Annotated in this window: 22 protein-coding genes and 1 pseudogene; 20 read left to right on the top strand and 3 right to left on the bottom strand. The window is 31.9% G+C overall.

Translation table 11 applies throughout. The features are described 5' to 3' along the window. Positions 1–296: 296 nt before the first annotated feature. From AC1Q7N_RS07755 to rpsI, 6 genes are all read left to right on the top strand, one after another. Positions 297–1106, top strand: a complete 810-nt coding sequence (locus tag AC1Q7N_RS07755) for an energy-coupling factor transporter ATPase (protein WP_002469356.1) — start codon at positions 297–299, stop codon at positions 1104–1106. Continuing rightward, on the top strand, positions 1103–1963 hold the full coding sequence (locus tag AC1Q7N_RS07750; protein ID WP_021298833.1) for an energy-coupling factor transporter ATPase: 861 nt from the start codon (positions 1103–1105) through the stop codon (positions 1961–1963). Before AC1Q7N_RS07755 ends, AC1Q7N_RS07750 begins: the two co-directional genes overlap by 4 nt. Continuing rightward, complete coding sequence (locus AC1Q7N_RS07745) at positions 1953–2759, top strand: energy-coupling factor transporter transmembrane component T family protein (RefSeq protein ID WP_145376479.1); 807 nt, start codon at positions 1953–1955, stop codon at positions 2757–2759. Before AC1Q7N_RS07750 ends, AC1Q7N_RS07745 begins: the two co-directional genes overlap by 11 nt. Before the next feature lie 3 nt (positions 2760–2762). Further along, the gene (gene truA / locus AC1Q7N_RS07740) at positions 2763–3566 is read left to right on the top strand and encodes a tRNA pseudouridine(38-40) synthase TruA (RefSeq protein ID WP_021298838.1); all 804 of its coding nucleotides are present in this window, start codon (positions 2763–2765) and stop codon (positions 3564–3566) included. A gap of 260 nt (positions 3567–3826) precedes the next feature. Continuing rightward, positions 3827–4264 carry a 50S ribosomal protein L13 gene (gene rplM / locus AC1Q7N_RS07735; RefSeq protein WP_002469355.1) on the top strand — a complete coding sequence of 146 codons (438 nt, stop codon included), beginning with the start codon at positions 3827–3829 and terminating at the stop codon, positions 4262–4264. 19 nt (positions 4265–4283) lie between these two features. Beyond that, on the top strand, positions 4284–4676 hold the full coding sequence (rpsI, locus tag AC1Q7N_RS07730) for a 30S ribosomal protein S9 (RefSeq protein ID WP_001829714.1): 393 nt from the start codon (positions 4284–4286) through the stop codon (positions 4674–4676). Positions 4677–4938: 262 nt separating this feature from the next. Here rpsI and AC1Q7N_RS07725 read toward each other — a convergent pair whose 3' ends face one another. Further along, positions 4939–5679: an NAD-dependent protein deacylase gene (locus AC1Q7N_RS07725; protein ID WP_001829706.1), complete on the bottom strand. Its 741-nt coding sequence runs from the start codon at positions 5677–5679 to the stop codon at positions 4939–4941. Between the two features lie 299 nt (positions 5680–5978). On the opposite strand from AC1Q7N_RS07725, the gene AC1Q7N_RS07720 reads away from it, so the two are divergent. From AC1Q7N_RS07720 to AC1Q7N_RS07680, 9 genes and pseudogenes are all read left to right on the top strand, one after another. Continuing rightward, entirely contained in the window at positions 5979–6734 is a 756-nt protein-coding gene (locus AC1Q7N_RS07720; protein WP_001829761.1) for a DeoR/GlpR family DNA-binding transcription regulator, read from the top strand. Positions 6735–7104: 370 nt separating this feature from the next. After that, positions 7105–7533 (top strand): galactose-6-phosphate isomerase subunit LacA, encoded by a 429-nt coding sequence (gene lacA / locus AC1Q7N_RS07715; protein ID WP_001829760.1) that lies wholly within the window; start codon positions 7105–7107, stop codon positions 7531–7533. A 14-nt stretch (positions 7534–7547) separates the two neighbouring features. Further along, positions 7548–8063, top strand: a complete 516-nt coding sequence (gene lacB / locus AC1Q7N_RS07710) for a galactose-6-phosphate isomerase subunit LacB (RefSeq protein WP_001829777.1) — start codon at positions 7548–7550, stop codon at positions 8061–8063. 12 nt (positions 8064–8075) lie between these two features. Next, on the top strand, positions 8076–9008 hold the full coding sequence (locus AC1Q7N_RS07705) for a tagatose-6-phosphate kinase (protein ID WP_021298831.1): 933 nt from the start codon (positions 8076–8078) through the stop codon (positions 9006–9008). A 3-nt stretch (positions 9009–9011) separates the two neighbouring features. Then, positions 9012–9989 carry a tagatose-bisphosphate aldolase gene (lacD, locus tag AC1Q7N_RS07700; RefSeq protein WP_021298836.1) on the top strand — a complete coding sequence of 326 codons (978 nt, stop codon included), beginning with the start codon at positions 9012–9014 and terminating at the stop codon, positions 9987–9989. 19 nt (positions 9990–10008) lie between these two features. Next, on the top strand, positions 10009–10323 hold the full coding sequence (locus AC1Q7N_RS07695) for a PTS lactose/cellobiose transporter subunit IIA (protein ID WP_001829758.1): 315 nt from the start codon (positions 10009–10011) through the stop codon (positions 10321–10323). Positions 10324–10328: 5 nt separating this feature from the next. After that, positions 10329–12077 carry a lactose-specific PTS transporter subunit EIIC gene (locus AC1Q7N_RS07690; RefSeq protein ID WP_001829731.1) on the top strand — a complete coding sequence of 583 codons (1749 nt, stop codon included), beginning with the start codon at positions 10329–10331 and terminating at the stop codon, positions 12075–12077. 15 nt (positions 12078–12092) lie between these two features. Then, a complete protein-coding gene (gene lacG / locus AC1Q7N_RS07685) occupies positions 12093–13505 on the top strand; it encodes a 6-phospho-beta-galactosidase (protein ID WP_001832731.1) in 1413 nt (470 codons plus the stop codon). Between the two features lie 271 nt (positions 13506–13776). Beyond that, positions 13777–14642, top strand: a pseudogene (locus AC1Q7N_RS07680) (alpha/beta hydrolase). Positions 14643–14718: 76 nt separating this feature from the next. Here the strand turns inward: AC1Q7N_RS07680 and AC1Q7N_RS07675 are convergent. After that, complete coding sequence (locus tag AC1Q7N_RS07675) at positions 14719–15744, bottom strand: LLM class flavin-dependent oxidoreductase (RefSeq protein WP_021298835.1); 1026 nt, start codon at positions 15742–15744, stop codon at positions 14719–14721. Positions 15745–15876: 132 nt separating this feature from the next. Between AC1Q7N_RS07675 and AC1Q7N_RS07670 the strand changes: the two genes are divergently transcribed. The 5 genes from AC1Q7N_RS07670 (at position 15877) to AC1Q7N_RS07650 (ending at position 20148) form a co-directional block, all read left to right on the top strand. After that, positions 15877–16881: an NADP-dependent oxidoreductase gene (locus AC1Q7N_RS07670; protein WP_021298834.1), complete on the top strand. Its 1005-nt coding sequence runs from the start codon at positions 15877–15879 to the stop codon at positions 16879–16881. Between the two features lie 98 nt (positions 16882–16979). Next, a complete protein-coding gene (locus AC1Q7N_RS07665; RefSeq protein WP_032605508.1) occupies positions 16980–17990 on the top strand; it encodes a zinc-binding alcohol dehydrogenase family protein in 1011 nt (336 codons plus the stop codon). Positions 17991–18785: 795 nt separating this feature from the next. Next, positions 18786–19322 carry an alkaline shock response membrane anchor protein AmaP gene (gene amaP / locus AC1Q7N_RS07660; RefSeq protein WP_001829712.1) on the top strand — a complete coding sequence of 179 codons (537 nt, stop codon included), beginning with the start codon at positions 18786–18788 and terminating at the stop codon, positions 19320–19322. Between the two features lie 12 nt (positions 19323–19334). Then, positions 19335–19574: a DUF2273 domain-containing protein gene (locus AC1Q7N_RS07655; protein ID WP_001829717.1), complete on the top strand. Its 240-nt coding sequence runs from the start codon at positions 19335–19337 to the stop codon at positions 19572–19574. 73 nt (positions 19575–19647) lie between these two features. Next, positions 19648–20148: an Asp23/Gls24 family envelope stress response protein gene (locus AC1Q7N_RS07650; protein ID WP_001829780.1), complete on the top strand. Its 501-nt coding sequence runs from the start codon at positions 19648–19650 to the stop codon at positions 20146–20148. 60 nt (positions 20149–20208) lie between these two features. On the opposite strand, the gene AC1Q7N_RS07645 is transcribed toward AC1Q7N_RS07650, so the two are convergent. Beyond that, positions 20209–22170, bottom strand: coding sequence for an IucA/IucC family protein (locus AC1Q7N_RS07645; protein WP_002494665.1), 1962 nt, complete (start codon positions 22168–22170; stop codon positions 20209–20211). Positions 22171–22223 lie beyond the last annotated feature (53 nt).

Genomic DNA, 22223 nt, shown 5'->3' with positions numbered 1-22223 from the left:
CTAACCTTAATAAATACACATTTACTACTTATATATAAAGCAAATGAGTGCAACGATAATGTTTGCCACATACAAATATTGTCTAGCTCAGAGTACCCCATCCAACTAAATAATTATTTAAGCGTGAACTCAACATTTGATGGGGTGCGCGCTTTTTTATTTAAGCTATAGTTAATAACACTATAGCTTTTTTTATAATTCATATTACAAATGATTAAATTATACATATCTGATATACAGTCAATTTGAATTATTGTAGAATGTTTAGTGATATAAAAATATTAGGAGTGGTTGATGTGAATGGGTCAAATCCTATCATTGAATTTAAAGATGTATCATTTCAATATCAAAGTGACGCTGCTTTCACATTAAATCGCGTTTCATTCTCAATACCAGCTGGACAATGGACTTCTATTGTAGGTCACAATGGTTCAGGAAAATCTACTATTGCTAAACTTATGGTAGGTATAGAAGAACCAAGTGAAGGACAAATTCTATTTCAAAATCTACCAGTAGACTCTCAAAATAAGCGAGAAGTGAGGAAACATATCGGAATTGTTTTTCAAAACCCCGATAATCAATTTGTAGGTTCTATAGTTAAATTTGATGTTGCTTTTGGTCTTGAAAACCAACTTGTTCCTTATAAAGAAATGGTATCTAAAGTTAATCAAGTATTAACTGAAGTAGATATGATAAATAAAGCCGATGATGAACCCCATTCACTTTCAGGAGGGCAGAAACAACGTGTTGCCATTGCTGGGGTACTTGCACTTAATCCTGATGTGCTGATTTTAGATGAAGCGACAACGATGCTAGATCCTCATGGAAAGTCATCTTTACTTAACCTTGTAAATGAAGTTAAAGTAAATAATCATGTTACAATTATTTCAATCACTCATGATTTAGATGAAGCAATGCATGCTGATCAAATCATTGTATTGAATAAAGGAACTGTTTTTAAACAAGGAACACCTCAAGATATTTTTAAGTGCGAAGAGGCACTAATATCGGTTGGATTGGACTTACCATTTCCTTTGAAAATGAATCGACTTTTAGGTTTTGATTCAACTTATGTAACTTATGAAGGGTTGATTAAAAAATTATGAGTATACAATTTAATCAAGTGAGTTATATTTATCAACAAGGGACACCTTATGAATTTGAAGCTATTAAAAACGTTTCACTAACTCTTGAACAGGGCAAGTATTATGCAATTATTGGTCAAACTGGAAGTGGGAAATCCACTCTGATTCAACATTTGAATGCTTTATTAAAGCCCACTACAGGTTCAGTCAACATTAATGGTTTAGAAGTTACAAATAAAACTAAAGACAAGCACTTACGTCACATAAGAAAAGAAGTAGGTATAATATTTCAATTTCCAGAATCCCAATTATTTGAAGATAGCGTTGAAAAAGAAATTGAGTTTGGACCTAAAAATTTTAATATGAACCTAAAAAATGTTAAAGACAAAGCTTTTCAACTTCTTCTTGAATTAGGTTTTTCAAGAAATGTGATGTCATCCTCTCCATTTCAAATGTCGGGAGGACAAATGAGAAAAATAGCCATTGTTTCCATTTTGGCTATGGATCCACAAGTAATTATTCTGGATGAACCGACTGCTGGGTTAGACCCGAATAGTAAACACCAAGTCATGTCTTTAATAAAGAAAATACAAATAGAAGAAAATAAAACGATTATTCTTGTTTCACATGATATGGATGATGTAGCACGTTATTCAGATGAAGTTGTAGTAATGAATAAAGGGACGATAGTAGAAAAATCAAATCCTAGAAATTTATTTAATCAAAAAACGCAATTATTAAAGTGGCATATAGAGTTGCCTAAAGTAGTGAAGTTACAGAAAGATATCGAAAAAAAATATAATATGTTATTTCCAAAGCTTGCCATGAATGAAGAAGAGTTTGTGAAGTTGTATAAGGAGTGGCATCATGAAGAATAAATTAATCATTGGACGATATCTTCCTATGCAATCAATTATTCATCAGCTTGATCCTAGAGCTAAGTTAATATTTGTCTTTTTCTTTATTCTTTTAATTTTTTTCTGTCATTCACTAGGTACATATGCATGGTTGTTTCTTTTTATAATATTATTTATTAAGTTAGCACGTATTCCTTTTGGGTTTTTAATTAAAGGATTAACACCTATCTTTTTCTTCTTGGTTTTCACTTTTTCTATGCATGTGTTATTTACTAATGGAGGTATCGTATTATTTCAATGGAAGTTTATCACTATTGAATCAAATGGTGTTATGGAAGGAATTTATATATCACTAAGATTGATTTTTATAGTTATGATTGCAACAATCATGACACTTTCGACTAGTCCGATTGATTTAACAGATGCTTTTGAAAAATTATTTGTACCTCTTAAAGTGATTAAAGTACCAGTACATCAATTAAGTATGATGATGTCTATTGCTCTAAGGTTTATACCAACATTAATGGACGAATTAGAAAAAATTATACTTGCTCAAAAATCTAGAGGATCAGAAATAAGTTCAGGAAGTTTAATAACACGAATTAGAGCTTTTATACCCATCATGATTCCATTATTTATTTCTGCCTTTCAAAGAGCAGAAGAACTAGCTATAGCAATGGAAGTCAGAGGTTATGATATTAACATCAAACGAACAAGCTATAGGTTATTACATTGGCAATATAAAGACACATTAACAGTCTTACTTTTAATACCTATCGCTACTATATTATTTATTTTAAAATTTTCAGGAGTGTAAATATTGCGTATATTAGTTGAAATTGCTTATCAAGGTAACCAATTTTTAGGTTTTCAAATTCAGCAACAAGGACGAACTGTTCAACAACAATTTGAAAAGATTCTTAAACGAATGCATAAACATCATGTACGAATTCATCCCTCAAGCAGAACAGACAGGGGTGTGCATGCGTATCAGCAATTCTTTCATTTCGATACCGAATTGAATATTGATAACAAACAATGGCAATATGCGATGAATCGAGCTTTACCAGATGATATTTACGTTAAAAATGTACGAAATGTCGACGAGTATTTTCATTGTCGTTATGACTGCGTAGGCAAACGCTATCGTTACAAAGTTTATCAAGGTAATCATCGAAATCCTTTTAAGAGTGGTACTGAAACATTTGTTAATGAAACATTAGACTATGATAAAATGAACAAAGCTGCTCAAGAATTTATAGGTACACATGATTTTACCGGTTTTTGTTCACAGAAAACAGAAGTTGAAAGCAAAGTAAGAACACTATATCAGAGTGAAATTGTTGCTACTAAAGAAGGGTTTGATTATGTCGTAACAGGTTCTGGATTCCTTTATAATATGGTCCGTGTATTGGCAGCTTTCTTAATTGAAGTAGGAAAAGGAAAGCGTGAACCTAATGACGTCCCTAAGCTCTTAGAGGACAAAAATAGAAATAATGTGCCTCTCACAGCTCCACCTGACGGATTATATTTAGAAAAGATTTATTTAAGCCCAGAAGAATTGATACAAGAATATGGGAAAGATGTAAAAATACACTACAAAAAATCGTTGGAAAAACACTAATTGTCATTGACAAAAGTACTGTGAAATTATATGATTATTAACGGTATTGTTTTATATCACCCCACGATAAGCCCCGGAAACTTATTGTGTTACAAGATATATAAGCAAAGCAGAACAACAGTTAATGAAATAAATGAAATCTTACGCTTTTAAATCGTAACAATAATGATAGTTGTTAGTGCAATAAACATAGGTTCGAATGTGATTTATTCGTACTGCAATTAATGAACGAAGCATTTATTTTTAGGAGGACAATTATTATGCGTCAAACATTTATGGCAAATGAATCAAACATTGAGCGCAAATGGTATGTTATTGATGCTGAAGGCCAAACATTAGGTCGTTTATCATCAGAAGTAGCTGCTATATTACGCGGTAAAAATAAAGTAACTTATACACCACATGTTGATACTGGTGATTATGTAATTATCATTAATGCATCTAAAATTGAATTCACTGGTAACAAAGAACAAGACAAAATGTACTACCGTCATTCAAATCACCCAGGCGGTTTAAAATCAATCTCTGCTGGTGAATTAAAAAGAACAAATCCTGAACGTTTATTAGAAACTTCAATTAAAGGTATGTTACCAAGTACACGCTTAGGTGAAAAACAAGGTAAAAAATTATTTGTATATGGTGGCGCTGAACATCCACACGCTGCACAACAACCAGAAAACTACGAGTTACGTGGTTAATTAGAAGGAGGAAATTACATTGGCACAAGTTGAATATAAAGGCACAGGCCGTCGTAAAAACTCAGTAGCACGTGTACGTTTAGTACCTGGCGAAGGTAACATTACTGTTAACGAACGTGATGTACGTGACTACTTACCATTCGAATCATTAATTTTAGACTTAAATCAACCATTTGATGTTACAGAAACTAAAGGTAACTATGATGTTTTAGTTAACGTACACGGTGGCGGATTTACTGGACAAGCTCAAGCAATCCGACATGGAATTGCACGTGCTTTATTAGAAGCAGATCCTGAATACAGAGGTTCTTTAAAACGTGCTGGATTACTTACTCGTGACCCACGTATGAAAGAACGTAAAAAACCAGGTCTTAAAAAAGCACGTCGTTCACCACAATTCTCAAAACGTTAATTTTTGGCGAACAACATTTACACTTCCCGTTTATTGGGAAGTGTTTTTTTTATAATTTAAGACTGAGACAATTAGATGTCCCAGTCTTTATTATTGAGTAGGATTTAGATTATTCATTTAAAAAGCACTTTATTCAAGCTTTTTCAATACTATGCTATGCCCTAAAATTAAGAAAGTTTCATCAAGAAATTCTATGGATTTGACGTGTTTGATTTTGGAGCATGAGTAGTGGATTTTGAACTTAATTTGACTTCTATGTTACTTAACTATTACTATTTACAATTTCTTCTATAACACTAGTCATATCATCGTGTATAACTAAGCTAGCTGTATGATCATATGGAGTTGCATCTCTATTAATGATAACTAGGTTGTCACCTTTAAATTCTGATACAAAACCAGCAGCAGGTTGTACAACAAGTGATGAACCTAATACGATGAGCGTATCTGCATGTTGAATTTTATCTAATGCCTTGAAGACTGTTTTTTGATTTAACATCTCGCCGTATAAAACAATATCAGGTCTGATGACGTTACCACATTTTTCACAATATTTGAGATGATGTGTCATGACATATGATTTTGAGTACTCCTCATAACAGTTAATACAATAAAAGCGATTAAGTGTACCATGTAGCTCATCAATATTGTGACTACCTGCATCTTCGTGTAAACCATCTATATTTTGAGTGATGACGCCAAGTGATTTTTGCTGATTTTCCAGTTGTGCAATCCATTGATGAACAATATTAGGTTTTTTATCGGCAATTAAAAGTCTTTCATGATAAAAGTTTATAAAACTTTCTTTATTATCATGTAAATGATCAATGCTAAGCAAATACTCTGGAGACTGTCCATCTTTTGATATTTCATCATACAAGCCACCCATTGAGCGAAAATCTGGAATTCCGCTTGCAACTGAAACACCAGCTCCTGTAAAGAAAACAATTTGATTAGAGTTGTTTACGATATCTTTTAACTGTTGAATATCTGGTTTTTTCATTTGTTTTCACCTCATTATCATAGATATTATGTAAGTACTTATTTATTATCAACTACAATATAATTTAATATTAAAGAATTCATGTTATGATTTAAAGTAATGATTGAAGTTATTTCTAAATTTTTAATGAAAATCAGTAGTATTTTTGAAAATCAAAATAATCATATAAAAAGTAAAAGTTGATATTGAAAGCTACAATATAAATTTTAAATTCGTAAGATAGTAAATGATAAACTTCTAAAATAATGAATCTGTTTCAATATTATGATATATAGTAATTATAGGAAGTGAATAAATCAATGAACAAATATGATAGGTTAGATGAAATCACAAAATTAGTAAATAAACGAGGTTCTGTAAGAACAAATGAAATCGTCGAAGATCTAAATGTGTCAGATATGACTGTGCGCCGTGATCTCGCAGAGCTTGAAGAAAAAGGTGTTCTCACTAAAATACATGGTGGTGCTCGTAGTAATTCAGCTTTCCAATATAAAGAAATGTCTCATCAAGAAAAACATACACGTTTTATTGAAGAAAAACGATTTATAGCAAAGAATGCAGTAGATTTAATTGAAGATGGAGATACTATTTTCTTAGGTCCTGGTACTACAGTTCAAAAATTAGCTGAAGAAATAAATCATTATTCATTAACAATTATTACTAATTGTTTACCAGTATTTAATATATTAATAAAAAAACAAACGTTACATTTCAGAGTCTATTTATTAGGTGGGGAAATGCGTGATTTAACTGAAGCATTTGTAGGTGAGATGACAAATCAGTTATTAAGTCAACTAAGATTTAGTAAAATGTTTTTTAGTAGTAATGGTGTTAAAGATGGTCTAGCTATGACATCCTCAATAGAAGAGGCTTATACGCAACAAATTGCACTTAGCCATTCGTTGGAAAAATATTTACTGATTGACTCTTCAAAAATTGGTAAGGATGATTTTTCATCATTTTGTGAGCTTCGTGAACTCAATGCAGTTTTAACAGATAATAATGACTTGGAAAAGAAAGAAAAAATAGAATCATATGTTGAGGTTATTAGCTAAAGTCTTTAACATATTGTCTTTAAAGTGAATATAAATATATTTAAGCATCATAATAATGTCAATTAAACATTATTATTAAGCAATAAAATCAGATGATAAGAATTTTAAAATTAAATAAGTAGTTTAAGTAGAAGTAGCAATAAAGTTTTTTAAATTTATTGCTACTTTTTTGTTTAAATAAACATTTTGCATAGAGAAAAACAGCAATTTCTTTTTAAATCAACATATATCAAACAAAAATACGTGACAATTGTTTGTTATATGTTGATTATTTGTTTAAATATGTTTATAATTTAGGTGTAAAGATTTGAAAGCGCTTTTTCAAAAACACATGTGTTTAATCACCTTAATTCAAAAAAGGAGACTTATTATGACGATTATTATTGGTTCAGATGTAGATGGCAAACGCTTAAAAGAATTAATTAAAGATTATTTGGAAGACAACGATTATGATGTTTTAGATGTTACAGAAGGAAAAGATCTAGACTTTGTTGATTCAACAGTCTCTGTAGCTAAAGAAGTTCAAAAGTCCGACGACAATCTAGGTATTGCTATAGATGCCTATGGTGCAGGTAGTTTTATTGTAGCAACTAAAATTAAGGGAATGATTGCGGCTGAGGTTTCAGATGAGCGTTCAGCTTACATGACACGTAGCCATAATAATGCACGCATGATTACTATGGGAGCTGAAATTGTTGGAGATACGCTTGCTAAGAATGTCGCAAAAGAATTTGTCAATGGTCATTACGATGGTGGACGTCATCAAATCCGCGTAGATATGTTAAATAAAATGTGTTAATAGGAGGAATAAAAATGAAAATTGCAATAGGTTGCGATCATATTGTTACTGATACAAAAATGGAAGTTTCACAACACTTAAAATCACAGGGACATGAAGTGATAGATGTTGGAACTTATGATTTCACACGTACACATTATCCGATTTATGGAAAAAAGGTAGGAGAAAAAGTTGCGAGTGGTGAAGCAGATTTAGGTGTATGTATTTGTGGTACTGGTGTAGGAATTAGTAATGCTGCAAACAAAGTACCAGGTGTTAGAACTGCTTTAGTTAGAGATATGACATCAGCGCTTTATTCTAAAGAAGAGTTAAACGCCAATGTTGTAAGTTTTGGCGGTAAAGTAGCAGGTGAATTATTTATTTTCGACATCGTTGATGCATTCATTGAGGCAGAGTACAAACCTACTGAAGAAAATAAAAAATTAATTGCTAAAATCAATCATTTAGAAGCACATAACAATGACCAAGCTGATCCACATTTCTTCGACGAGTTCTTAGAAAAATGGAATAAAGGTGAATATCACGATTAAGGAAGATGTCCAATGATTTTAACATTAACTTTAAATCCCTCAGTTGATATATCTTATCCTTTAGATCAGTTTAATTTAGATACTGTTAATAGGGTATCTCAAACAAGCAAAACAGCAGGCGGTAAAGGATTAAATGTTACTAGAGTATTGTCTGAATTTGGTGAAGACGTAATAGCAAGTGGTTTTTTAGGTGGAGCATTAGGTCAATATATTGAAGAACAAATAGAAACTACTCGTATTAAACAAGCATTTTTCAAAATCAAAGGCGAAACACGAAATTGTATTGCAATACTACATGAGGGACAACAAACTGAAATCCTTGAAAAGGGTCCCACGATTGAACTTAAGGAATCAGAGGAATTCAAGTCACATCTATTAAAACTTTTCAAAGAAACTGATGTGGCTGTTATGTCTGGTAGTCTGCCCAAAGGACTTAATACTGATTATTATACGGATATTGTGAGATTAGCAAAAGAACAAGGAATTTTGACCATTTTAGATAGCTCTGGTCAATCACTTGAGGAAGTTCTTATTAGTAATGAGAAACCTACAGTAATTAAACCAAATATAGATGAATTATCACAACTTTTAAATTACAAAGTAACTAATGATATTAAAGAATTGAAAGTGGCATTAAGTCAGCCAATATTTAATGATATTGAATGGATTATTGTTTCATTGGGCAGTGAAGGTGCTTTTGCAAAACATAATCAAAAATTTTATAAGGTGAATATTCCCAACATTAAAGTAGTTAATCCTGTTGGGTCAGGAGATTCTACTGTAGCAGGTATTGCTTCTGGACTCATTCATCAACAAACCGATGAAGAGTTATTAAAAAAAGCAAATGCATTCGGAATGCTAAATGCAATGGAACAACAAACAGGTCATATTAATACAGATAAATTTGACGAAATATTCAAACAAATAGAAGTTATAGAGGTGTAATTTATGACAAAATCACAACAAAAAGTGTCATCAATTGAGAAATTAAGTAATCAAGAAGGTATTATTTCAGCTTTAGCATTTGATCAACGTGGTGCATTAAAAAGAATGATGGCAGAACATCAATCTGAAACACCAACAGTTGAGCAAATAGAACAATTAAAAGTACTTGTTTCTGAAGAATTAACTCAATATGCGTCTTCAATTTTATTAGATCCAGAATATGGTTTACCAGCATCAGATGCTCGAAATAATGACTGCGGACTATTACTTGCATACGAAAAAACTGGATATGATGTGAATGCGAAAGGTCGTTTGCCAGATTGCTTGGTAGAATGGTCTGCGAAACGTTTGAAAGAGCAAGGGGCCAATGCAGTTAAATTTTTACTTTATTATGATGTAGATGACACAGAAGAAATTAACATACAAAAGAAAGCATATATTGAACGAATTGGTTCAGAATGTGTTGCCGAAGATATTCCTTTCTTCTTGGAAGTTTTAACATATGACGACAATATTCCTGACAATAAAAGTGCAGAATTCGCTAAAGTTAAGCCACGTAAAGTTAATGAAGCAATGAAGTTATTCTCTGAAGATCGTTTTAATGTGGATGTACTTAAAGTTGAAGTACCTGTGAATATGAATTTTGTGGAAGGATTTTCAGAAGGAGAAGTTGTTTATACTAAAGAAGAAGCTGCACAACATTTCCGTGATCAAGATGCAGCTACTCACTTACCATATATTTATTTAAGTGCAGGTGTATCAGCAGAATTGTTCCAAGATACATTAAAATTTGCGCATGATTCTGGTGCGCAATTCAATGGTGTTTTATGTGGACGTGCCACATGGTCAGGAGCAGTTAAGGTATACATTGAAGAAGGAGAGCAAGCTGTCAGAGAATGGTTGCGTACGGTAGGATTTAAGAATATTGATGATTTGAATACAGTATTGAAAACAACAGCTACATCATGGAAAAACAAATAATGTAAGGGAGGATATTCAAATGAATAGAGATGAGGTACAATTACTCGGATTTGAAATTGTTGCCTATGCTGGGGATGCACGTTCAAAATTATTAGAAGCTTTAAATGCTGCTAAAGATAGTGAATTTGATAAAGCAGAACAACTTGTAGAGGAAGCGAATGAATGTATTGCTAATGCACATAAAGCACAAACCAATCTTCTAGCTCAAGAGGCTAAAGGCGAGGATATCGCATATAGTATCACTATGATTCATGGTCAAGACCATTTAATGACAACATTACTTTTAAAAGATTTAATGAAGCATTTAATTGAATTATACAAAAAAGGGAGCTGACCCCTATGAATAAATTAATAGCATGGATAGAAAAAGGAAAGCCATTCTTTGAAAAAATATCACGAAATATTTATTTAAGAGCGATTCGTGATGGATTTATTGCTGCTATTCCAATTATCTTATTCTCAAGTATATTTATTTTAATTACCTATGTACCAAATGTGTTTGGTTTTACTTGGAGTAAAACTATGGAAGGTATATTGATGAAACCCTATAACTATACAATGGGAATAGTTGGTTTGCTTGTAGCAGGAACCACAGCTAAATCTTTAACTGATTCTTACAATCGAAAACTAGATAAAACGAATCAGATTAACTTTATTTCGACAATGATGGCAGCTATTTGTGGATTTTTATTCTTAGCTGCTGATCCTGTTAAAGATGGTGGATTTTCAAGTGCATTTATGGGAACAAAAGGTTTATTGACAGCCTTTATTTCTGCGTTTATTACCGTGATTGTTTATAATTTCTTTGTCAAAAGAAATATTACCATTAAAATGCCTAAAGAAGTACCACCAAATATATCTCAAGTATTTAAAGATATTTTCCCTTTATCAGCCGTAATTTTAATTTTGTATGCTTTAGACTTACTTTCTAGAGCAATAGTCCACACAAATGTAGCAAATGCAGTATTAAAAGTATTTGAGCCACTATTTACTGCGGCAGATGGTTGGATTGGGGTAACACTCATATTCGGTGCGTTTGCGTTCTTCTGGTTTGTAGGTATTCATGGACCTTCTATTGTTGAACCAGCGATTGCAGCAATTACTTATGCGAACCTTGAAACAAATTTACACTTAATACAAGCTGGAGAACATGCTGATAAAGTAATTACACCGGGTACACAGATGTTCGTAGCAACTATGGGAGGAACCGGTGCAACATTAGTTGTTCCATTTATGTTTATGTGGTTAACAAAATCAAAAAGAAATAAAGCGATAGGTAGAGCATCAGTCGTACCTACATTCTTTGGTGTCAATGAACCCATACTTTTTGGTGCACCACTAGTACTAAATCCGGTATTCTTTATACCTTTTATTTTTGCACCTATAGTAAATATATGGATTTTTAAATTTTTTGTTGATGTTTTAAATATGAATAGTTTTAGTATCTTTTTACCTTGGACTACTCCTGGTCCACTCGGTATTGTTATGGGGACTGGATTTGCATTTTGGTCATTTGTGTTAGCAATATTACTTATTGTTGTTGATGTGATTATTTACTATCCATTCTTAAAAGTATACGATGAACAAGTGCTTGAAGAAGAATTAGGAAATAAAGAAGCAAATAATGAATTAAAAGAAAAAGTATCAGCAAACTTTGATACGAAAAAAGCCGATGCTATTTTAGCAACTGCAGGGGCAAGTGAAGCGGATACTGATGATACATCTTCAGTTGATGAAACAACTTCTACATCCTCTACAGATACTATTAGTGAACAAACAAATGTTTTAGTTTTATGTGCAGGTGGAGGTACAAGTGGTTTACTAGCTAATGCTTTAAATAAAGCTGCTGAAGAGTATGAAGTACCAGTAAAAGCAGCAGCAGGTGGTTATGGTGCACATATGGATATTATGAAAGATTATCAATTAATTATCTTAGCACCACAAGTTGCTTCGAATTTTGAAGATATTAAACAAGATACTGATCGCTTAGGAATTAAATTAGCCAAAACTGAAGGCGCTCAATATATCAAGTTAACAAGAGACGGTGAGGCGGCTTTAGAATTTGTAAAACAACAATTTAACAATTAAAAAGGAGTTTTATATATGACTAAGAAATTACCTGATGACTTTATTTTTGGTGGAGCAACCGCTGCTTATCAAGCAGAAGGAGCTACTCAGACTGATGGTAAAGGGCGTGTCGCTTGGGACACGTATTTAGAGGAGAATTATTGGTACACAGCTGAACCAGCAAGTGATTTTTATAACAGATATCCTGTTGACTTGGAATTAAGTGAACGCTTTGGTGTAAATGGTATACGTATCTCAATTGCTTGGTCTCGTATTTTTCCTAAAGGTTACGGTGAAGTGAATCAAAAAGGTGTCGAGTATTATCATAATCTTTTCAAAGAATGTCATAAACGTCATGTTGAACCTTTTGTAACATTACATCACTTTGACACACCAGAGGTACTTCACAAAGATGGAGATTTCTTAAATCGTAAAACAATAGACTATTTTGTAGATTATGCTGAATTTTGTTTTAAAGAATTTCCAGAAGTTAAGTATTGGACAACATTCAATGAAATTGGGCCGATTGGTGATGGTCAATATTTAGTTGGTAAATTCCCTCCAGGTATCAAATATGACTTTGAAAAAGTATTCCAATCTCATCATAATATGATGGTTGCACACGCACGTGCTGTTAAACTTTTTAAAGATGAAAATTATAAGGGAGAAATAGGTGTTGTCCATGCATTACCTACAAAATATCCATATGATCCATCTAATCCTGAAGATGTGAGAGCAGCCGAACTTGAAGACATTATTCATAATAAATTTATTTTAGATGCAACATACCTTGGTAAGTACTCACGTGAAACGATGGAAGGAGTACAACACATCTTATCTGTGAATGGTGGTCAATTAGAGATTTCTGATGAAGACTACAAAATTTTAGATGAAGCTAAGGATTTAAACGATTTCTTAGGTATTAATTATTATATGAGTGACTGGATGCGTGGTTTTGAAGGCGAATCTGAAATAACACATAATGCCACTGGTGATAAAGGTGGATCTAAGTATCAACTTAAAGGTGTAGGACAACGTGAATTTGATGTTGATGTTCCTAGAACCGATTGGGATTGGATGATTTATCCACAAGGTTTATATGACCAAATTATGCGTGTAGTAAAAGATTATCCGAATTATCATAAGATTTATATTACTGAAAATGGATTAGGATATAAAGATGTATTCGACGAAAAAGAAAAAACAGTACATGACGATGCACGAATTGACTATATTAAACAGCATCTAAGTGTGATAGCAGATGCGATTGCAGATGGTGCCAATGTTAAGGGATACTTCTTATGGTCTCTTATGGATGTATTTTCATGGTCAAATGGTTATGAAAAAAGATACGGTTTATTCTACGTTGATTTTGAAACACAGGAAAGATTCCCTAAGAAAAGTGCATATTGGTACAAAGAACTTGCAGAAAGTAAAGAAATTAAATAAAAGCTAAATATTAACTAGTAAATAAGGCATCTAACTAAGCGCACTTATTAAAGTATTTAAAACAAAAACGATTATTTCCAATGAAAATGATTTGGAAATAATCGTTTTTTTAATACGTATATTCATTTTCAAGTAAAGTAGTTTAAAATGAAGTTATGTCTAATTGTGATATATCTTATCGAACCAAGATTATTTTAAAGTAATCCCATAAATCAAATAATTTATTACTAATAATAGTATAATTAATAAATAAACATGAAGAGGGGTAATGATGAAGTCAAAATTCACAATTCTATTATTTACAATCTTTTCTACAACAGTATTAGTTTTGGTTATTATTTATAACAAAACTCAATCCCAATCATACATTTCGACTCACTATTCTAATAATAAAATAAAAACAACAGCAACACTTTTTTACATGGTTATGGTGGTAGCGAACGCTCAGAAACGTTTATGGTCAAACAAGCGTTAAATAAAAATGTAACCAATGAGGTGATAACCGCTAGAGTGAGTAGTGAAGGAAAAGTATATTTTGATAAAAAATTAAGTGAAGATGCAGCAAACCCTATTGTCAAAGTAGAATTTAAAGATAATAAAAATGGAAATTTTAAAGAAAATGCTTATTGGATTAAAGAAGTTCTATCACAACTAAAAAGTCAATTTGGAATTCAACAATTTAATTTTGTAGGACATTCAATGGGGAACATGTCATTTGCTTTTTACATGAAAAATTATGGGGACGATCGACATTTGCCACAACTTAAAAAGGAAGTTAATATAGCGGGAGTTTATAACGGGATTTTGAATATGAATGAGAACGTGAATGAAATTATCGTTGATAAACAGGGGAAACCAAGTAGAATGAATGCCGCATATCGGCAATTGTTATCACTGCATAAGATTTATAGTGGTAAGGAAATAGAAGTTTTAAATATCTACGGAGATTTAGAAGATGGCTCACATTCAGATGGACGTGTGTCAAATAGCTCTTCTCAATCGCTTCAATATTTACTAAGAGGTAGCGCTAAGTCTTATCAAGAAATGAAATTTAAAGGTGCAAAGGCACAACATAGTCAATTACATGAGAATAAAGATGTTGCAAATGAAATCATACAATTCTTATGGGAAACTTAAAAGTAGTAAACAAAACGCACGATTGAATGATAACTTGACTTTCAAGTGAATCAATCGTGCGTCTTTTAGTAATAGTCTAAAATTCATCGCGTGAACAAGATGGAATCAATTCATTCGCAATTAACTCAATTAATTCCATTCTAGCGTCTTCACCAAATACATGAGGTAAGATGAGGATTTCATCCACTTTAAATTGTTGATGAAGTAAGGTAAGTTGTTCCGCAACATCATTTGGCATTCCGTATATGATTTTCGATTTCATCTTTTCAAGCTTTTCTAATTCTCGTTGACTATAATGCTTGTTCTGTGCTGTTTCAATCGATGGATAACTCTTAGGTTGATTTAAATAGTTAATACGCATCAACCAAAGTTGAAGCGCATGTAGCAATTGTTTAACTCTAGATAAATTAGAAGCTGTTACCACAAAAGTTGCTAAAATAACATATGGTTTCGCATTATTAATTTCACCATGATAAGCTTTGAAATATTTTCGATAAGTGCTTATAGCTTCATGAAGGTCTGTCTCAGATTGTCCCATTCGTGCAATAACAAAAGGTAGTCCGCGCTGAGCAGCTAATTTTGCGCTTCTAATACTCATACCTAAAATATATAGCTGAGGAAATGAAGTAACCATAGGTGTAGCTAATAATGATTTAAAACGATGGTCTTGAGATGTATCGTTATTGAAGTATTTAAGCAAGTCAGTAATCTGAGTATTGAATGGTAATTTTTCATTTTTGTTTTCATTTAATGCTTCATTAACATTTTTAAAGCTTGGCGAACGTCCAATAGCCATATCGATACGGTGGGGGTGTCTTGCTTCCATAATTTTAAATTGCTCAGCTACTTTATAAGGACTATAATGTGGTAACATCACACCTCCACTACCAACTCTGATGTGTTGTGTGTGTTCTAAAATCGACATCATTATTATTTCAGGTGCACTCGAAACGACAGAATAAACTTGATGATGTTCTGCAACCCAGTATCGTAAGTACCCAAGTTTCTCAGCGTATTGGGCTAATTTAATACTATGCTTTAGGGCGTCATTTGGGGTACGCCCTTCGAACAACGGGACATAATCAAGTAAACTTAATCTCATGAACACACATCTCCTCTTCATTTATATTCACGATATTATAAATACTATTATACAAATGATATATAATGATTGCGATTGAATTGTTTAGGGTAACACAATAGCATAAACTACTATTATAAGGATGATGATTATATGAATAATAAACAAATAGTATTTAATAAAGTACCAGACGGAATGCCACAAGACGATACATTTAAATATGAAGATATAGATGTTATTGAACCTTCAGAAAATGAATTGCAATTGAAAACATTATATATATCGGTTGATCCATATATGAGAGGACGTATGACAAATGCTGATTCTTATGTAGATCCGTTCAAACAAGGGGAACCGTTCAATGGACATACGGTATCTAAAGTTTTGAAATCCAAGGATAGTAATTTTGATGAAGGTGATATAGTAGTGGGTATGCTACCTTGGAGAAAAATAAATACAGTAAATAGTGAGTATGTTAACAAAGTACCTACTTCTGACGTACCATTACATCTTTATCTTAGTGTGTTGGGGATGCCTGGTCAGACTGCTTATCATGGATTACTTGATATTGGACAACCTAAAGAAGGTGAAACAGTAGTTATTTCAGCAGCTTCAGGTGCAGTTGGTTCAGTTGTGGGCCAAATTGCGAAGCTTAAAGGTTGCAGAGTCGTTGGTATAGCTGGTGGAGATAAAAAAGTGAACTATCTAAAAAATGAACTTCGTTTTGATGCTGGTATCGATTACAAAAAAGATAATTTCCCTGAAGCGTTAAAAGAAGCGGTGCCTAACGGTATAGATGTCTACTTCGAAAATGTAGGTGGATATATTGGCGATGAAGTCTTCAAACATCTCAATACACATGCAAGAATTCCTGTTTGTGGTGCGATTTCATCCTATAATCATCCAGAAAAAGATATTGGACCACGCATTCAGCAAACATTGATTAAAAATCAAGCAATGATGAGAGGTTTCATAGTAGCAGAATTCGCTGATGGTTTTAAAGAAGCGAGCAAACAATTAGCTCAATGGGTTCAAGAGAATAAAATTAAAACACAAGTTTCAGTAGAAGATGGTTTTGATAAAGTGCCGCAAGCCTTTAGAAATCTGCTAACTGGTGATAATTTTGGTAAACAAGTTATTAAAGTGGCAAGTGAATAAAAGCAAAGCATTAATTTACTTGACGATAAAACGTTTACACCATAAGTAGTAAATTGAAGTGATATAATAAAATTAAATAATTTTAAAGAGGTGGCACTATGAAAGCGATAGGATTTAAATCTTCATTCCAATTAGATGAAGGAAATTGTTTTGAGGAATTTAACTTTGATATACCTCATCCATCCGGCCATGAATTATTAGTCAAGGTTCAAAGTATTAGTGTGAATCCTGTTGATACAAAACAGCGTACAATACCAGTTGACAAAGCGCCACGTGTACTTGGCTTTGATGCTGTTGGTGTGATTGAAAAGATAGGAGATCAAGTGTCAATGTTTCAAGAAGGGGACGTCGTTTTTTATTCAGGTTCTCCTAACCAAAATGGTTCGAATGAAGAATACCAATTAATAGAGGAGTATTTAGTAGCTAAAGCACCTACAAATTTGAAAAGTGAACAAGCAGCTAGCCTACCTTTAACTGGGCTAACAGCTTATGAAACGCTTTTCGATGTTTTTGGAATTTCAAAAGAACCATCTGAAAATAAAGGTAAATCATTGTTAATAATTAATGGAGCAGGTGGTGTAGGTAGTATTGCAACACAGATAGCGAAATTTTATGGGTTGAAGGTTATTACAACTGCTTCGAGAGAGGATACTATAAAGTGGTCTGTTAATATGGGTGCTGATGTTGTACTGAATCATAAGAAAGATTTAAGTCAACAATTTAAAGATAATCATATTGAGGGTGTTGACTATATCTTTTGTACATTCGATACAGATATGTATTATGAAATGATGGTTAACTTAGTTAAACCTAGAGGACATATTGCGACAATTGTCGCATTTAATTCGCAACAAGATTTAAATTTATTGAAATCTAAAAGTGTAACATTTACGCATGAATTTATGTTTTCAAGACCATTACACCATACAGATGATGTAATCAAACATCATGAATATCTTAAGGATATAACAGAAAAGGTTGAACAGGGATATTATCAACCAACTACCACGAAAGTTATCAACGGATTAGATGTAGATAGCCTTTATGAAGCGCATCAAATTTTAGAGTCTCATTCTATGATTGGTAAGCTTGTTATCAATCTTAAGTAAAAAACGTCATAAAAATCTTAGTATATGCATGAAAAGGTGATAACATTTAATATCCTAATTCAGTTTGAAGATTTAATATGAAACGTAATCCATACGAGACAAGCGTTTATTTTAACTCAGTGATTAATTATTAATACACTATAAAAGCCTGGATCAATTGATGTTCCAGGCTTTTATATTTGTCATTTGAAATTATTAATCATTTCAAACAGAGTGTGATAGAACATGTATATTTAATCTTTTGATGTAATGTATTAGTAGATTATAACCATGAATTTTAATTTAACCACTTTTACTTTATTTGAATGATGATATTCTTACTTAAGTCTACTATTTGTATCAATCGTGTTTAAATATGTTTAGTTCCTGCCTGGTGATTAATATCATTTTATATAAGTTAGTGTAATATTTTATTCTTATACGCAGTCAACATAAAGTCATTACAATATAGCTTATAGTGACTGTATTACCATTTTCATGAATGGTTATTTCAATTATTCGATTCTAATACAAATATCCAATAAAAGAACAACCTAGACGTTATCAGACATATATAACACCAGACAAGAAAAAACATATATTAAAATTTAAAGCTCTATAATGAAATTAAAATTAATTTGCTTAATTCTGGTTTTCAATTAAAAAAATAGGGAATAATGACTGTAAGCTGTACTTCTTTAAATATATTTTAATTAAGATATCAATTTGAATTATTAATGTTTTAAAAAATATTTATAGGGTACCTAATTGATGTATAATCTAAAATTAACTTTTGCTAAGGAGGTGACGTGCGAGGTGAAAAGACTTAAGAATTTTATTCTCGGCTTACTCATTGTGGCTATAGTTGGCTTCCTATTATTTATGTATATAGATGATAGTCGCATTCAAAGTTATCAAGACTACTTCTTACAATTTAATTGGTTCCAACCACTATTGATTGGGCTTGCAGGATTACTTATATTAATCGGACTTATATTAGTACTTAGTATTTTTAAACCTACGCATCGCAAACCTGGACTTTATAAAAACTTTGATGATGGACATATTTACGTATCACGTAAAGCTGTTGAAAAAACAATTTACGATACAATCGCTAAATATGATCAAGTTAGACAACCAAATGTTGTAAGTAAGCTTTATAACAAAAAGAATAAATCATTTATTGACATCAAAGCAGATTTCTTCGTACCAAACCATGTTCAAGTTAAGAGTTTAACAGAGAGTATCCGTGCTGATATCAAAAGTAATGTTGAACACTTTACTGAAATTCCTGTTAGAAAATTAGAAGTTAACGTACGTGATCAGAAAACATCTGGTCCACGTGTATTGTAAGGGAGGGATACCATGGCTGATAATAACAATCAAAACGGACAAGACGCTACTCAACAATTTATAAATATTTTAAAATCGTTTAAATGGCGTATTATTGGATTTTTAGCATTTTTAATTATAGCTATATTATTCCTAACTCTCGGATTCTGGAAGACAATTTTAATTATAGTGTTATGTTTAATAGGAATCGGTATCGGGTATATTAAAGACCGTACACAAGATTTCTTAAACTTCCTAAATAGATGGAGTTAGACTCAGATATTAAGAAGTTTCTAATCAATTAATTTATGAATAAAACTAATTTAAAAATAAAGGAGAATGTATTATGGCAGTAGATAACAATAAAGCTAAACAAGCATATGATAATCAAACAGGTGTTAATGAACAAGAAAGAAAAGAGCAACAACAAGCTCAAAATAATCAACCTCAATTTGAAAACAAATTAACTTTCTCAGATGAAGTAGTTGAAAAAATTGCAGGTATTGCAGCACGTGAAGTTAAAGGAATTTTAGACATGAAAGGTGGCTTCACAGATAGCTTTACTAACGCTTTCTCAAACGGTAACAATGTAACTACAGGCGTATCTGTAGAAGTTGGAGAAAAACAAGCTGCTGTAGATTTAAAAGTTATTTTAGAATATGGTGAATCTGCACCTAAAATTTTCCGTAAAGTGACAGACTTAGTTAAAGAACAAGTAAAATATATTACTGGTTTAGAAGTTGTTGAAGTTAACATGCAAGTTGACGACGTAATGACAAAAAAAGAATGGCAACAAAAAAATGAAAAAGATAACAAAGAAAACAATGAAAGAGAAGGTTTAAAATAATCAATCTCTTGATGTATACCAAAAAAGCACTTGAGCATGACGCTCAAGTGCTTTTTGATTTTATAAATCATTCTTTCTATGAAGTGGATTATTCACTTTAATATACGTATATTCATGTGCTTGATCCTCTAAACGCATTGTTGTGACACACTTATAATCGATTTCGGATGCGAAAATAGTGCGCTTGATGTTGTTGAGATGTTGTTTTGAAATGTGAGTCATGTGATTAAAAATGTCTTCTACTGTTTGTGAAATAATTTGCCATATTTCTTGTTCAAGGACTTTACTATTAGAATATTTAGCTATTGTAATAACGAGTTCACCTAAATGATTTTGAACTGTTGAATAGAACATTTTATTAAATACTGATGTTTTAGAATTTGTAAGGATTCTAGATTTTTCATGGAAATGTCTAGTGGTAAATCCAGCATTATTCAATTGTTCATTATCAATACGTAATCCTTCAAAGTCCCTGATATAAATCATATTTAGTGAGCCATCTTTATTAAAAGTTGCCACTGAATTTTGTAAATGTGCCTCTAGCGAAATTCCATATTTTGAATAAAGAGGGATAACTAAGCCAAGAAGAGCTTTGCTATAGTCTTTAATCCATTGTTTCGCTGCTTCTTCATAATTTTTATATTGATGCGTATTTTGATACGTTTTGATTAACGTACAGATTGGTGCTTCAGTATTATAGGGATAGGTCGCAACCAAACTTGATGGAATTACTGGCACTGTTTCATTAGATATAAATTGATATAAATTATTTCTAAACAAAGTCCCTAATTGTTCACTTCGATCTGTTTGAATTGCCTCATTGTCGTTTCGATTATAAAAGTGTATCCCTGCATTTTCATCGATATAAGTAGATTGATAATGTGAAAAATCTTCATCTTTTGACATAATCTCTCTTAAAATTTGCGTCACTAATGGTCCATTATATGTCGTCTGTTCAGACAATGTTCGAATCTCACCGGTTATATGTACATTCGTCGATAACTTGATGTGCGGGGATAAATCAGGTTGTTTAGGTACTAACGTTCTAAATGATAGACCGGCATAGTATGGTACCGAATGATTACTTATCAATATTAACTTTTCATTTAGTTCATCCCGATAATCACTTTGTAAAATATGTTTTATTTGCCAAGGGTGAACCATCATTAAATGATAATTTTGTAAATTAAAATCTTCGCCAAATTCTTTTTCTAAGGTTTTAATTAAGTCGGGAAACATTTGCTTTACGGCAACATTGTAATCTACATTCAATGATTGAATACGACTTATACTTTTATGAATAAACACGGCTTTTAGATGAATAACATTACCAAATTCTGATGAATACATAAAGTTTTCCTCAGCATTCATTCCTTTTCTTAACTTAGCACCAGGATGAAGGGGATGACCTTCGATGACAGATTGTTCGGAACGCAAGTAACTATCATTTGCATTTTTAATAAGGTTATATAATGGCGCTCTTTCATTACGCATCGTATAGTGCTGGAAACTTAAAGCAAAAGTCATATTAGCTGCACTATTATTTAAATCATTTCTAAATTGTACGCTAGCCTCGTTATTTAAGTTTTCATCTTCAATTAATATCCAATCTAATATTTGATTAGGATGTAGTACACGTTCAAAATCATCTTCTTTACTTAGATTCTTAAAATAAAAAGGTCCTTCAACATCAATGCGATCGAATGCATGCATTCCAGTTATTGGTGCATACAAATAAATATTAGATATTGGAAAATAGATTTCTAAAATGGCAATCACATTAACTCCGTATCCAGCAAACTGATGTCGATTAAGTATACGACTATGATCGCGACTTTTTACTAAATTCTCCCTATGTAAAGATGTAATTAAACGTTGACTTACTTTATCACGTCCATCTAATAAATGATCAATATAATTAGAAGACCAATTAGGATCATGATGTTTAAGAAAGTCATATACATTATGTTCATCTTCAGTCATTATTATATTTTGTTTATTTATAAATTGATTGAAATTCATAATTCACCTCTAAAAAATATTTTACAAAAATAAATAACATTTGTATAATCCAT

The organism is Staphylococcus sp. GW823-FHT05F06 (genome assembly GCF_058795495.1).
Note: the sequence above shows the minus strand (reverse complement) of the source record. Positions and strands in the feature narration are given on the sequence as shown.